General features: G+C 71.5%; 16 protein-coding genes. 12 read left to right on the plus strand and 4 right to left on the minus strand.

Annotation, left to right across the window (positions count from 1 at the left end; genetic code table 11):
• The first annotated feature begins 25 nt into the window (after positions 1 to 25).
• The 10 genes from KU893_RS20335 (at position 26) to KU893_RS20380 (ending at position 7,214) form a co-directional block, all read left to right on the plus strand.
• Positions 26 to 1,072 carry an LLM class flavin-dependent oxidoreductase gene (locus KU893_RS20335; RefSeq protein ID WP_218236211.1) on the plus strand — a complete coding sequence of 349 codons (1,047 nt, stop codon included), beginning with the start codon at positions 26 to 28 and terminating at the stop codon, positions 1,070 to 1,072.
• 529 nt (positions 1,073 to 1,601) lie between these two features.
• Complete coding sequence (infA, locus tag KU893_RS20340; protein WP_028656368.1) at positions 1,602 to 1,823, plus strand: translation initiation factor IF-1; 222 nt, start codon at positions 1,602 to 1,604, stop codon at positions 1,821 to 1,823.
• A gap of 42 nt (positions 1,824 to 1,865) precedes the next feature.
• Positions 1,866 to 1,979, plus strand: a complete 114-nt coding sequence (gene rpmJ, locus KU893_RS20345; RefSeq protein ID WP_004008316.1) for a 50S ribosomal protein L36 — start codon at positions 1,866 to 1,868, stop codon at positions 1,977 to 1,979.
• A gap of 214 nt (positions 1,980 to 2,193) precedes the next feature.
• Positions 2,194 to 2,568 carry a 30S ribosomal protein S13 gene (gene rpsM / locus KU893_RS20350; RefSeq protein ID WP_036547929.1) on the plus strand — a complete coding sequence of 125 codons (375 nt, stop codon included), beginning with the start codon at positions 2,194 to 2,196 and terminating at the stop codon, positions 2,566 to 2,568.
• A gap of 55 nt (positions 2,569 to 2,623) precedes the next feature.
• A complete protein-coding gene (gene rpsK / locus KU893_RS20355) occupies positions 2,624 to 3,025 on the plus strand; it encodes a 30S ribosomal protein S11 (RefSeq protein WP_038681087.1) in 402 nt (133 codons plus the stop codon).
• Between the two features lie 31 nt (positions 3,026 to 3,056).
• Positions 3,057 to 3,665, plus strand: coding sequence for a 30S ribosomal protein S4 (rpsD, locus tag KU893_RS20360; RefSeq protein ID WP_218236212.1), 609 nt, complete (start codon positions 3,057 to 3,059; stop codon positions 3,663 to 3,665).
• Between the two features lie 181 nt (positions 3,666 to 3,846).
• Positions 3,847 to 4,869, plus strand: coding sequence for a DNA-directed RNA polymerase subunit alpha (locus KU893_RS20365; RefSeq protein ID WP_139621498.1), 1,023 nt, complete (start codon positions 3,847 to 3,849; stop codon positions 4,867 to 4,869).
• 70 nt (positions 4,870 to 4,939) lie between these two features.
• On the plus strand, positions 4,940 to 5,488 hold the full coding sequence (rplQ, locus tag KU893_RS20370; protein ID WP_218236213.1) for a 50S ribosomal protein L17: 549 nt from the start codon (positions 4,940 to 4,942) through the stop codon (positions 5,486 to 5,488).
• A gap of 89 nt (positions 5,489 to 5,577) precedes the next feature.
• The gene (locus KU893_RS20375; RefSeq protein WP_218236214.1) at positions 5,578 to 6,594 is read left to right on the plus strand and encodes a 4-hydroxy-3-methylbut-2-enyl diphosphate reductase; all 1,017 of its coding nucleotides are present in this window, start codon (positions 5,578 to 5,580) and stop codon (positions 6,592 to 6,594) included.
• A gap of 2 nt (positions 6,595 to 6,596) precedes the next feature.
• Positions 6,597 to 7,214: an L-threonylcarbamoyladenylate synthase gene (locus KU893_RS20380; protein WP_218236215.1), complete on the plus strand. Its 618-nt coding sequence runs from the start codon at positions 6,597 to 6,599 to the stop codon at positions 7,212 to 7,214.
• On the opposite strand, the gene KU893_RS20385 is transcribed toward KU893_RS20380, so the two are convergent.
• Both KU893_RS20385 and KU893_RS20390 read right to left on the minus strand, forming a co-directional pair.
• Entirely contained in the window at positions 7,211 to 7,636 is a 426-nt protein-coding gene (locus tag KU893_RS20385) for a DUF6542 domain-containing protein (RefSeq protein WP_218236216.1), read from the minus strand. The genes KU893_RS20380 and KU893_RS20385 overlap by 4 nt on opposite strands.
• A 57-nt stretch (positions 7,637 to 7,693) precedes the next feature.
• Positions 7,694 to 8,476 (minus strand): exodeoxyribonuclease III, encoded by a 783-nt coding sequence (locus KU893_RS20390; RefSeq protein WP_218236217.1) that lies wholly within the window; start codon positions 8,474 to 8,476, stop codon positions 7,694 to 7,696.
• A gap of 135 nt (positions 8,477 to 8,611) precedes the next feature.
• Here KU893_RS20390 and KU893_RS20395 point away from each other — a divergent pair, with 135 nt between their 5' ends.
• Positions 8,612 to 9,124, plus strand: a complete 513-nt coding sequence (locus KU893_RS20395; protein ID WP_218236218.1) for a sigma-70 family RNA polymerase sigma factor — start codon at positions 8,612 to 8,614, stop codon at positions 9,122 to 9,124.
• Positions 9,121 to 9,801: a hypothetical protein gene (locus KU893_RS20400; RefSeq protein ID WP_218236219.1), complete on the plus strand. Its 681-nt coding sequence runs from the start codon at positions 9,121 to 9,123 to the stop codon at positions 9,799 to 9,801. The genes KU893_RS20395 and KU893_RS20400 overlap by 4 nt, the downstream gene beginning before the upstream one ends.
• Here the strand turns inward: KU893_RS20400 and KU893_RS20405 are convergent.
• Positions 9,778 to 10,155: a hypothetical protein gene (locus tag KU893_RS20405; protein WP_218236220.1), complete on the minus strand. Its 378-nt coding sequence runs from the start codon at positions 10,153 to 10,155 to the stop codon at positions 9,778 to 9,780. The two genes, KU893_RS20400 and KU893_RS20405, sit on opposite strands and share 24 nt — an antisense overlap.
• Before the next feature lie 53 nt (positions 10,156 to 10,208).
• Positions 10,209 to 12,389 (minus strand): CDP-alcohol phosphatidyltransferase family protein, encoded by a 2,181-nt coding sequence (locus tag KU893_RS20410; protein WP_218236221.1) that lies wholly within the window; start codon positions 12,387 to 12,389, stop codon positions 10,209 to 10,211.
• Positions 12,390 to 12,430: the final 41 nt, after the last annotated feature.

Here is a 12,430-nt window from a genome sequence, read left to right on the forward strand (position 1 = left end):
GGCGTCGGGCGCCTTGGACCTGGTGATGTCTCTCGCGCTCTCCGTCCTCGACCTCGTGCCCGTCCGCAGCGACCAGGCCACCGGCGACGCCCTTGCGGCGACCCTGGACCTGGCCCGCGCCGCCGACCGGCTCGGCTACCGCCGCTACTGGCTCGCCGAGCACCACAACATGCCGGCGGTGGCGGCGACCAACCCGCCGGTCGTGATCGGGCTGGTCGCCTCCGCGACCGAGCGGATCCGGGTCGGCTCCGGGGGAGTGATGCTGCCCAACCACGCACCGCTGGTCGTCGCCGAGCAGTTCGCGCTGCTCGAGGCGGCCTTCCCGGGTCGGATCGACCTCGGCATCGGCCGGGCGCCGGGCACGGACCCGGTCACGAGCTGGGCGCTGCGGCACGGCGCCGGCGGGGTGAGCGAGGAGGCGGTCACGCACTTCCCCGAGTACGTCGACAACGTGCTCGCCATGATGGAGCCGGCCGGCGTCGGACTGGCCCTGCGCGGCTCGCAGCACGTCCTCAAGGCCACCCCGGCCGCGCAGTCGGTGCCGCAGATCTGGCTGCTCGGGTCCTCCGACTACTCCGCCCGCCTCGCCGCGGCCAAGGGCATGCCCTACGTGTTCGCCCACCACTTCTCCGGCTCCGGCACCGCGGAGGCGCTCGAGCTCTACCGGTCGACCTTCCAGCCCTCGCCCGAGCTCGCGCAGCCGCGGACCTTCCTCACCGTCAACGCCTCCGTCGCCGACACCGCGCAGGAGGCCCACCGACTGGCGCTGCCGCAGCTGCTGCAGATGCTCGCGCTGCGCACCGGCCAGCCGCTGGTCGCCCAGCGCAGCGTCGAGGACGCCGAGACCATCGTCGAGGCCGGCCTGCCCGAGGCCCACGACCAGCTGGTCGACGCCATGCGCCGGCGCTGGGTGATCGGCGACGCGGCCGGCGCGCGCGCCGAGCTGGCAGACCTCGCGTCGACGTACGGCGTCGACGAGGTGATGGTGAACCCGGTCGGCGGCGCGTTCCGCGGCACCGACCCCCGCACCTCGCCCGCGCGGGTGCGGACCCTGGAGCTGCTGGCCGGCTGAGCCCTCAACCCCCTCGGCTGACGGCGGACACCTCGTGCCTCGGTGCCCGCCGACCTCGGGGTTTCGAGACACGCCGTCGCGACCTCGTCCCTCGGTCGCGGGCGCCCTCAACCCCCTCGGCTCACGGCGGACACCTCGTCCCTCGGCGCCCGCCGGCCTCGGGGTTTCGAGACACGCCGTCGCGACCTCGTCCCTCGGTCGCGGGCGCCCTCAACCCCCTCGGCTCACGGCGGACACCTCGTGCCTCGGTGCCCGCCGGCCTCGGGGTTTCGAGACACGCCGTCGCGACCTCGTCCCTCGGTCGCGGGCGCCCTCAACCCCCTCGGCTCACGGCGGACACCTCGTCCCTCGGTGCCCGCCGGCCTCGGGGATTGGGAGTTCGTTGGCCTCGGCACATAGACTGGCGTGTCGGTCCAACGTGGGTTCCGTGTGTGGTGCACGGCCCACGAGGTCCACTCGGTTGCCCGCGGGCGGCAGAGAGGTTCCCGGACCACCGGTAGACACAACATCCCCGAGCAGATTGTGAGACATGGCGAAGAAAGAAGGCGTCATCGAGATGGAGGGCTCCGTCGTGGAGGCCCTTCCGAACGCCATGTTCCGCGTCGAGCTGAGCAACGGCCACAAGGTCCTGGCTCACATCAGCGGAAAGATGCGCCAGCACTACATCCGGATCCTCCCCGAGGACCGCGTGGTGGTGGAGCTCTCCCCGTACGACCTTTCGCGCGGCCGGATCGTCTACCGCTACAAGTGAGCCACCGCTCGCCTGTTCCGCCACTAGCAAGAAAGGGCTGACATGAAGGTCAACCCGAGCGTGAAGCCGATCTGTGACAAGTGCAAGGTGATTCGTCGCCACGGCCGCGTCATGGTCATCTGCGAGAACCCGCGCCACAAGCAGCGCCAGGGCTGAGGCCCGCTGCCCGCCATCGGCGCAGACAACTGAATACGACATCCACGTGATCGCTTAGGTCCCGACCAGCTCGACATCGAGTGGGACCGAATCACCTCCGGCGCGGATGGCCGGAGCTGGGCAGGTTCGAGGCTCGCAAGCTCGCACCTCGACCAACCGAAATGCCCGGACGCATCACGACCACACCACCGCAACCGTTTGAAAGGAAGCCATCATGGCTCGCCTCGTCGGAGTCGACCTGCCGCGCGACAAGCGCATCGAGGTCGCACTCACCTACATCTACGGCATCGGCCGTACCCGCGCCCAGCAGCTGCTGGAGGCCACCGGCGTCAGCCCGGACCTCCGCGTCCACGAGCTGGGTGACGAGGAGCTGGTCAAGCTCCGCGACGAGATCGAGGCGAACTTCAAGATCGAGGGTGACCTCCGTCGCGAGGTTCAGGCCGACATCCGCCGCAAGATCGAGATCGGCAGCTACCAGGGTCGCCGTCACCGCATGGGCCTTCCGGTCCGCGGCCAGCGCACCAAGACCAACGCTCGTACCCGCAAGGGCCCGAAGCGCACGGTTGCCGGCAAGAAGAAGGCCAAGTGATCTGAGCCTCTGGCTCGACACTGCCTCACGACCAGCTTTCTCAAGGAGATAACGCATGCCTCCCAAGGCTCGCGCGGGCGCCAAGAAGGTGCGCCGCAAGGAGAAGAAGAACGTCGCTCAGGGCGAGGCCCACATCAAGAGCACGTTCAACAACACGATCGTCACGATCACCGACCCGACCGGTGCGGTGATCTCGTGGGCCTCTGCCGGCACCGTCGGCTTCAAGGGCTCCCGCAAGTCCACCCCGTACGCCGCTCAGATGGCCGCCGAGGCCGCTGGTCGTCGGGCGATGGAGCACGGCATGAAGAAGATCGACGTCTTCGTCAAGGGTCCGGGTTCGGGCCGCGAGACGGCGATCCGTTCGCTGGGTGCGATCGGCCTCGAGGTCGGCACCATCCAGGACGTGACCCCCGCCCCGCACAACGGCTGCCGCCCGCCGAAGCGCCGTCGCGTCTGAGCGTCTGACCAGGACTTAGAGGAGAACTTCAATGGCCCGTTACACCGGACCCCTGACCAAGAAGTCGCGCCGTCTCGGCGTCGACCTCGTCGGCGGCGACGCCGCCTTCGAGAAGCGCCCCTACCCCCCGGGCCAGCACGGCCGCGCGCGGGTCAAGGAGAGCGAGTACCGCAACCAGCTGCAGGAGAAGCAGAAGGCCCGCTTCACCTACGGCGTGCTGGAGAAGCAGTTCCACCGCTACTACGTGGAGGCTGCCCGTCGCCAGGGCAAGACCGGCGAGAACCTGCTCCAGCTCCTGGAGTGCCGCCTCGACAACGTGGTCTACCGTGCCGGCTTCGCCCGCACGCGTCGCCACGCCCGCCAGCTGGTGACCCACGGTCACTTCCTGGTCAACGGCAAGAAGGTCGACATCCCGTCGTTCCAGGTCACCCAGTACGACATCATCGACGTGCGCGAGAAGTCGCTCGAGATGACCCCGTTCATCGTGGCTCGTGAGACCCACGGCGAGCGGATCGTGCCGGCCTGGCTCGAGGCGCTCCCGAACCGCATGCGGATCCTGGTCCACCAGGTCCCCGTGCGCGAGCAGATCGACATGCCGATCCAGGAGCAGCTCATCGTGGAGTACTACTCCAAGAAGTAACCACTGGGGGCTTCGCCCCCAGACCCCCAAGGTCTGGACGAAGCCCCGAGTGCCCCGCTGGGGCCCTGCCCCAGACCCCCTCTGTGGCAGGGTCCCAGCGGAGGCGTCCAGGCCCTCTTCTCCATCTCCGCACCACGTCTGGGTCCTCATATAGCGGTCGGCCCGGAAAGGAACGAAACAAGTGCTCATCGCACAGCGCCCCACCCTGTCGGAGGAGACCGTCGACCAGTTCCGGTCGCGCTTCGTCATCGAGCCGCTCGAGCCCGGCTTCGGCTACACGCTCGGCAACTCGCTGCGTCGTACCCTCCTCTCCTCGATCCCCGGTGCCTCGGTCACCAGCATCAAGATCGACGGCGTCCTCCACGAGTTCTCGACCATCGAGGGCGTGAAGGAAGACGTCACCGAGATCATCCTCAACCTCAAGGGCCTCGTCGTCTCCTCCGAGCACGACGAGCCGGTCACCATGTACCTGCGCAAGTCGGGTGCCGGTGACGTGACGGGTGCCGACATCGCGCCGCCGGCCGGCGTCGAGGTCCACAACCCCGACCTGAAGATCGCCACCCTCTCCGACAACGGCAAGCTCGAGCTCGAGCTCGTCGTGGAGCGCGGCCGCGGCTACGTCTCGGCCGTCCAGAACAAGGGCGCCGACAACGAGATCGGCCGGATCCCGGTCGACTCGATCTACAGCCCGGTCCTCAAGGTGACCTACAAGGTCGAGGCCACCCGTGTCGAGCAGCGCACCGACTTCGACAAGCTCGTCATCGACGTCGAGACCAAGCCGTCGATCCTGCCGCGCGACGCCATCGCGTCGGCCGGCAAGACGCTGGTCGAGCTCTTCGGCCTGGCCCGTGAGCTCAACGTCGAGGCCGAGGGCATCGACATCGGCCCGTCGCCCGTCGACGAGCAGCTCGCCGCCGACCTCGCCCTCCCGGTCGAGGACCTGCAGCTGACCGTGCGGTCCTACAACTGCCTCAAGCGCGAGGGCATCCACACCGTGGGTGAGCTCCTCAGCCGCTCGGAGCAGGACCTGCTGGACATCCGTAACTTCGGTGCGAAGTCCATCGACGAGGTCAAGGCCAAGCTCCACGAGATGGGTCTGTCCCTCAAGGACAGCGCCCCGGGCTTCGACCCGTCGGCCGCCCTGGCCAACTACTCGGACGACGAGGACGACGACGAGTCGTTCATCGAGTCCGAGGAGTTCTGACCTGATCCGTCCCACCCGGGACACCACCTACCCCGGTACCTGACACGGCCGGGGAGAATCGAGAGAAGCAATGCCCAAGCCCAAGAAGGGCCCCCGCCTCGGCGGTAGCGCCGCGCACCAGCGCCTCATCCTGTCGAACCTGGCCACCTCGCTCTTCGAGCACGGCCGGATCACGACCACCGAGGCCAAGGCGCGCACGCTGCGTCCGTACGCGGAGAAGCTGATCACCAAGGCGAAGAAGGCCCACGCCGGCGAGAACCCGCTGCACCAGCGCCGCGAGGTCCTCAAGGACATCCGCGACAAGGGTGTCGTGCACACCCTGTTCGCGGACATCGCGCCGACCTTCGCCGAGCGTCCGGGTGGCTACACCCGGATCACCAAGATCGGCAACCGTGCGGGCGACAACGCCCCCATGGCGGTCATCGAGCTGGTGACCGAGGCGTTCAAGCCGGCCGCCCCGAAGGCTGCTCCGGCCGCCGCGGCCGCCCCGGCGCCGGTCGAGGAGGCGCCCGAGGTCGAGGAGACCGAGGCCGCCGAGGTCGAGGCCCCCGAGGCCGAGGCCGAGGTCACCGAGGAGGTCGCCGAGGAGGCGCCCGCCGAGGACGCCGACAAGGCCTGAGCTGAGGCTCTCCGACGGCCCGTCACCCGCGAGGGTGGCGGGGCGTCGTGCTTTTCGGGTGGTCCGCGCGCGTCCGTAGACTGGGACCCATGACGATCGACCTGGGAACGCCGCGCCGGCTCGAGGACAGCGAGCGTGAGGTGCTGCTCGCCGCGCCCCGGGGCTACTGCGCGGGCGTCGACCGGGCGGTGGTGACGGTGGAGCAGGCCCTGGACCTCTACGGCTCCCCGGTCTACGTGCGCAAGCAGATCGTCCACAACAAGCACGTCGTGGCCAACCTCGAGGCGCGGGGCGCGATCTTCGTCGAGGAGCTCGACGAGGTCCCGGCCGGTGCCCGGGTGGTGTTCTCGGCGCACGGCGTCTCGCCGGCCGTGGTGAGCGAGGCGGCCGAGCGCGACCTGAAGACCATCGACGCCACCTGCCCGCTGGTGACCAAGGTGCACCGCGAGGCGGTCCGGTTCGCGGCCGATGGCTACACCATCTTGCTGATCGGGCACGCGGGCCACGAGGAGGTCGAGGGCACCGCCGGCGAGGCTCCCGAGCAGACCGTCCTGGTCGAGCACCCCGACGACGTGGACAGGCTGGAGTTCCCAGCCGACGCGAAGCTCGCGTGGCTCTCGCAGACCACGCTCAGCGTCGACGAGACCATGGAGACCGTGCGCCGGCTGCGTGCGAAGTTCCCACAGCTCGAGGACCCGCCGAGCGACGACATCTGCTACGCCACCCAGAACCGCCAGGTCGCGGTCAAGGAGATCGGTGCGGCCGCGGACCTGGTGATCGTGGTCGGCTCGGCCAACTCCTCCAACTCGGTGCGCCTCGTCGAGGTGGCCCTGGAGGCGGGCGCGAAGGCGTCGTACCGCATCGACGACGTGTCCGAGCTCGACGAGTCCTGGCTCGACGGCGCCGCGACGGTCAGCGTCACCTCGGGAGCCTCGGTCCCCGACCACCTCGTCACCGAGGTCCTGGCCCATCTCGCCGAGCGCGGCTACCCGGACGCACGGTCGGTCCAGACGGCGGAGGAGACCCTGGCCTTCTCGCTGCCCAAGGAGCTGCACCGCGACCTCAAGGCCGCCGGGCGCAGTACCAAGACGGCAGTGCGGCTCTAGCCATGGCCCGCTACCTCGACGTCCACCCGGACAACCCGCAGCCGCGCACGCTGCAGCAGATCGTCGCCGCGTTGCGGGACGACGCGCTGATCGCGTACCCGACCGACTCCGGCTACGCGCTGGGCTGCCGGATCGGCAACCGCGAGGGACGCGACCGGATCCTGCGGATCCGCGGCCTCGACGACAAGCACCACTTCACGCTGATGTGCCGCGACTTCTCGCAGCTGGGCCAGCTGGTGCACGTCGACAACTCGGCGTTCCGTGCCATCCGGTCGGCGACGCCGGGCCCGTACACCTTCATCCTGACCGCGATGCCCGAGGTGCCGAAGCGGCTGCTGCACCCGAAGAAGAAGACCGTGGGCGTCCGGATCCCCGACCACGTCTTCGTGCAGGCCCTGCTCGAGGAGCTCGGGGAGCCGCTGCTGAGCTCCACCCTGATCCTGCCCGGAGAGACCGAGCCGCGGACCATGGGCTGGGAGATCAAGGAGGACCTCGACCACGAGGTCGACATCGTCATCGAGGCGGGCGAGGTGAAGCCCGAGCCGACCACCGTCGTCGACTGGTCCGAGGGCTACCCCGAGGTCATCCGGCGCGGCGCGGGGGACCCCGACCGGTTCTAGCCCCGCGGGTGGCGCTCGGCGAACGAGCGGCGCAGGGCCAGCAGGCCCAGGCAGGCGGCGTACCCCAGCGCGAGTGCGATGCCGTGGCGCGAGAGCCCCGAGAGCAACGCCTGGGCGAGCCCGTCGTCGGCTCGCGCGATGCTGTCGCGGTCGCTGATGCCGAGCAGCAGGACCACGAGCGCCATCGCGAGCGGCGGCAGCACCCCGACGGCGAAGAAGTCCGGCGGTCGTACGGCGAGCGCGGCTCCCACGCACAGCGTCACGAACGTCAGGTCGAAGAACAGCCCGAGTCCCTCGGACAGCGCCAGGTCGAGCACGGTCGCACTCAGCAGGAGCGCGACCGCGAGCGAGGCCACCTCCCGACCGGGACGGCGGCCCTCCTCCCACAGGGTGCGGTGGCGCCGCTGCGCCGGGCTGCTCACCCCTTCACGCTAGGGCATCGGTCCGGCGGAACCGGGGATTGAGCCCGCGCGGGCCGATCAGTCGGCCAGCTCGACGACCACGGGAGCGTGGTCGGAGGGGGCACCCGCGAACACCGCCGGGTCCCGCTCCTCCCGGTCGATGAAGGCGCCCTTGACCCGCTCCGCGAACGCCGCGGACCCCAGGACGAAGTCGATCTTGAGCCCGCGGTCGCGCTCGAAGCGTTGGCGGTAGTAGTCCCAGTAGGTGTAGCCCGGCGCGTAGGACCGGGTGACCTCCGACCAGCCGCTGTCGAGGAATGCCTGGAACGCGGCCCGCTCGGCGGGCGTGACATGGGTGGAGTTCTTGAACTGGGCGACGTCGAAGACGTCGTCGTCGGTCGGGCAGATGTTCCAGTCGCCGACCAGCGCGGTGGGCACGTCCAGCCAGGAGGAGGCGGCCGCGCGCAGCCGGGTCAGCCAGTCCAGCTTGTAGACGTAGTGCGGGTCGTCGGGCTTGCGGCCGTTGGGGACGTACAGGCTCCAGACCCGGACACCGCCGCACGTCGCGCCGAGGGCGCGCGCCTCGACCTCGAGGGCGTCGCCGAAGCCGGGTTGCTCGGGGAAGCCGACGGTGACGTCGTCGAGGCCGACCCGGCTGAAGATCGCGACCCCGTTCCACTGGTTCAGGCCGTGCGCGGCGACCTCGTAGCCGCGCGCCTGCAGGCCCATCAGCGGCAGCTGCTCCTCGCGGGCCTTGGTCTCCTGCACGGCGAGCACGTCGATCTCGTGCCGGTCGAGGAAGGCTTCGACGCGGTCGATCCGCGTGCGCAGGGAGTTGACGTTCCAGGTGGCCAGTCGCACCGGCCAACCCTAGTCTGCAGACATGGACCGCGTCCGGCGGGGAGTCGGTCCGGCGTGCGTCGCCGGGTCCGTCCTCGCCGCGCGCGCATTGAACCGGCCGGACCGCCTCGCCGTATCCCCGGCCGGGAGGTGCGGATGAGCGAGGACCCGGCCACGGCGATGCAGGCGCTGTACGACGACCACGCGTCGGCCCTGTGGGGCTTCTGCCTGCACCTGACCGGCAACGACCGGGCCCGGGCGGAGGACGTCGCGCAGGAGACGATGCTGCGGGCCTGGCGCAACGCCGCGGTCCTCACCGAGTCCCGGGGCTCGGTCCGCTCGTGGCTGTTCACGGTCGCGCGCAACATCGTGATCGACGAGTGGCGCTCACGGCGGGGGACCCGGGAGTTCGCGACCGCGGAGCCGCCGCCGGGCGAGGTGGGCGACGACGGCACCGACGAGCTGCTGTTGTCGTGGGTCGTCGCCGACGCCCTGCGCCAGCTGTCCGACGACCACCGTGCGGTGCTCGTCGAGTGCTACTACCGGGGTCGGTCGGTGGCCGAGGCCGCCCGCCGCCTCGACATCCCGGAAGGAACCGTGAAGTCCCGTACCCACTACGCCCTGCGCGCGCTGCGACTGATCCTCGAGGAGACGGGGGTGGCGTCGTGACCCACCCCGCGACGGGCTGCGAGTTCGCCCACCTCGACGGTGTCTACGTCCTCGGTGCGCTGGCCGCGGCGGAGCGGGCGGCCTACGAGCGGCACCTGCCGGGCTGTGCCGAGTGCACCCGCGCGCTGCGCGACCTGGCCGGGATCCCCGGCCTGCTGGGCAGGGTGCAGGCGGAGACGGTCGAGCAGCTGCGGCCGGCCGAGCCGCTGCCCCCGACCCTGCTGCCCGCGATGCAGGCCGAGGTACGCCGGGCGCGGGGCCGGCACCGGGTCGCGGTCGGCTCCTTCGTGGCCGCGGCCGCGGTGCTCCTGGCCCTCCTGGCGGTCGGCATCGGCACCACCCTGGGCGACGACGCCGCGCCGCAGCAGCAGCTCGCCGCCGCGCAGCGGATGGACGCGCTCGGCACCCCGTCCTCGGGCTGGGTCTCGCTGACCCGGCGCGGCTGGGGGACCCGGATCGAGCTGACCTGCACCTACGAGGGGCCGGTCGCGGGCCCGACGACGTACGTCCTCGTCGTGACCTCGACCGACGGCCGGTCCGAGCAGGTCGGCACCTGGCGCACCGCCGACGGCCAGGAGGTCCACGTCACCATGGCGACGGCGGTGGCGCCCGGCGACATCGCGTCGGTCGAGGTCCGCACGGAGTCGGGCTACTCAGTCCTTCGCCTGGCGCAGTGAGCCGAACCAGCCCTCCGCCGCCGCCGCGGCGACCGCGACCACGACCGCCACGATCTCGGAGATCGCCGCCAGCCAGGCGTACCAGGTGTCCCAGGTCGTGTGGATTCCGAACAGCCCACCGGTCGTGGCGATGATGAACGCCACCAGGGTGGTGGCGCCGAGGCCGGCCAGCAGGACCAGCGGGACCCAGCTGCGCCAGGCGACGACGAGGACGGCGATCACCGCACCCGCGACCACGTTGACCACGAACAGCTGCCCGACGGTGCCCTGGTCGCGCACGCCGTCGAACCACAGGTAGAGGTGCACCGCCGCGGTCACCACGGCCGCCAGCGCACCGATCACTCGGATGCCCATCGCGCTCTCCTCACGCTCGTCTGAGGGGTACACGCGGCGCACGGGCATCCGGTTCACCTGGCGTACGCCGCCAGGAACCGGTCCCGCACCGTGTCCATCCGCCACACGGGCGCGTCGGGGGAGGGCAGGATGCCGGGCTGCCAGCCCCAGCCGTCGATCCGCGCGACGCTCGCGGGGTCCTGCGCGAGCACCGTGATCGGTACGTCGTGCCCGGGGTCCCGGCCGCTCACGTACGAGTGCGGCTGATGGTCGCCGACGATCACGACCACCCGGTCGGGGTCGGGGTAGGTGGTCAGGAACGAGATCAGGGTGCGCCAGGTGTAGCGCACCGACGCGGCGTAGTCGCGCTGCGCGGTCCGGGGGTGGCGGCGGCCGTCGACCCCGTCCGCGCCGCGCGCCGGCATGCCGGCGTACACCGAGCCGTCGCCGACGTCGGCCCACGGCACCGGCTCCGGCACCGGGGCCCACGGGTGGTGACTGGAGATCAGGTCCACCTCGGCGAAAACCGGCGCGCGTCGCCCCGGCGTGAGCTCCGTCCTGCGGAGGTGGTCGAGCGTGTACTGGTCGGGCATTGGCGCGTAGCCGAACCTCGGCCCGCGGTAGCCGACGTTGCGGGAGTCGTAGAGCTGGTCGAAGCCGTAGTACGCCGCCCCGTCGGGCCAGTCCCGGGTGTTGGCGGGTACGTCGAACACGGTGCGCCAGCCGGCGGAGGCGAACGCCCGGGTGAGGCTGAGCCGGACGCTGCCGAGGAGCTGGCCGTAGCGCCGCTCGCTGTTCGTCCACGCCCCCGACTGCAGGGTCGCGTGCGCCAGCCAGCTGCCGGCGCCGAAGGTCGGCGAGGTGAGGAACGCGCTGCGGGAGTGGTAGCCGGCCGCGGCCAGCTCCCGGTCGCCCTCCTGGAGGACCCGGACGACCGACGGCGCGAACCAGCTGTCCTCCACCGCGACCCGGCCGTAGCTCTCGAACCACACCAGGAGCACGTCCTTGCCGCGCAGGCCGAGCAGCAGCTGGTCGCCGGGCGTCCTGGCGTAGGCGTCGGTGGCGAGCTCCCGGGCGAAGACCCGGGTGTCGCGGCGGTCGGCGCGGACCTGGTCGACGGTGTCGACGACCAACCCGGCGGACCCGGCGGCGGCGACCCGGTCCACCGGTCCGCCGAAGGTGGCGCACACCACCCACACGGTGCCCAGCGCAGTCAGGGCGCGCCAGGTCGTGCGCGGATGCTCGGCCGAGGCCTGGGCGACCCGGGCCGCCGCCCAGGTGAGGACGGCGGCCAGCGCGGCCACCAGCGCCACCACGCCGACCAGCGCGCCGACCGCCACCGGCCCGCCCTGGGTGTCGCGGACGACCTCGTACCCCTTGGGCAGGTACGACCAGTCGCCGAGCACGTGGAACGGCCGGCCGAGGTAGACGTCGAAGCCCAGGCCGAGGCCGCGCAGCACCGCCAGCGCCGTCACCACGGCGCCGAGCAGGACCGCCAGCACCCGGCGCCCGCGGGTCGGCAGCACGACCGCCAGCGCCACCAGCACCACGCCCTCCACCGGGATCCGGGCGAAGTCGGCCGGGCCGATCCCGTCCGCGACGTGCGGCGGCGCGAGCGCGACCCACAGCGCGGCCACCGCCGCCAGGGTGACCAGGCGCGGCGACGGGCGGGTGGTGCCGGCGGGCAGCGGGGTGCCGGGGGCGTCGTACCGGTGCCGCCACAGCCAGACCACGTCGTGCCCGAAGGACTCCACGAGCAGCAGCAGCGCCAGCGCCAGCAGGGTGCGGGCCGACGCGGGGGGCAGCAGCGTGGAGGAGGCGACGGTCAGCACGATGCCCTGGACCGCGGCGACGACCTTGGCCCAGTACCGCGGCGGGGTCGGGCCGCGCAGCCACGGCAGGGCCCGTCCGGCGAGGACGTAGGCGTAGCGCATCGCGCCGATCGCCAGCACCCACCAGCCGAGCTGCGGCGCCACGTGCACGCTGAGCACGGCGATCAGGAACGCGTCGGTCTCCATGTCGAACCGGGCGCCGAAGGGGCTCGCCGTGCCGGTACGGCGCGCCACGTACCCGTCGACCGCGTCCAGCGCCAGCGCCACCGCGCTCATCCCGACCAGGGCCGCGGTCAGCCGAGGGGACAGGGGGACGACCAGGCCGCGCACGGTGAGCACCGCGACCCCGACGGCGAGGGCGGCGCGGGTCGCGGTGACCCGGTCGGCAGGCCCGAGACGCGCGCCGCGCTGAACCCGATCCATCGCACCTCCGTGTCCTAGGTTGGAGAGACCTACGACGAACG

This window comes from Nocardioides daeguensis (genome assembly GCF_019192965.1).
GTDB lineage: Bacteria > Actinomycetota > Actinomycetes > Propionibacteriales > Nocardioidaceae > Nocardioides > Nocardioides daeguensis.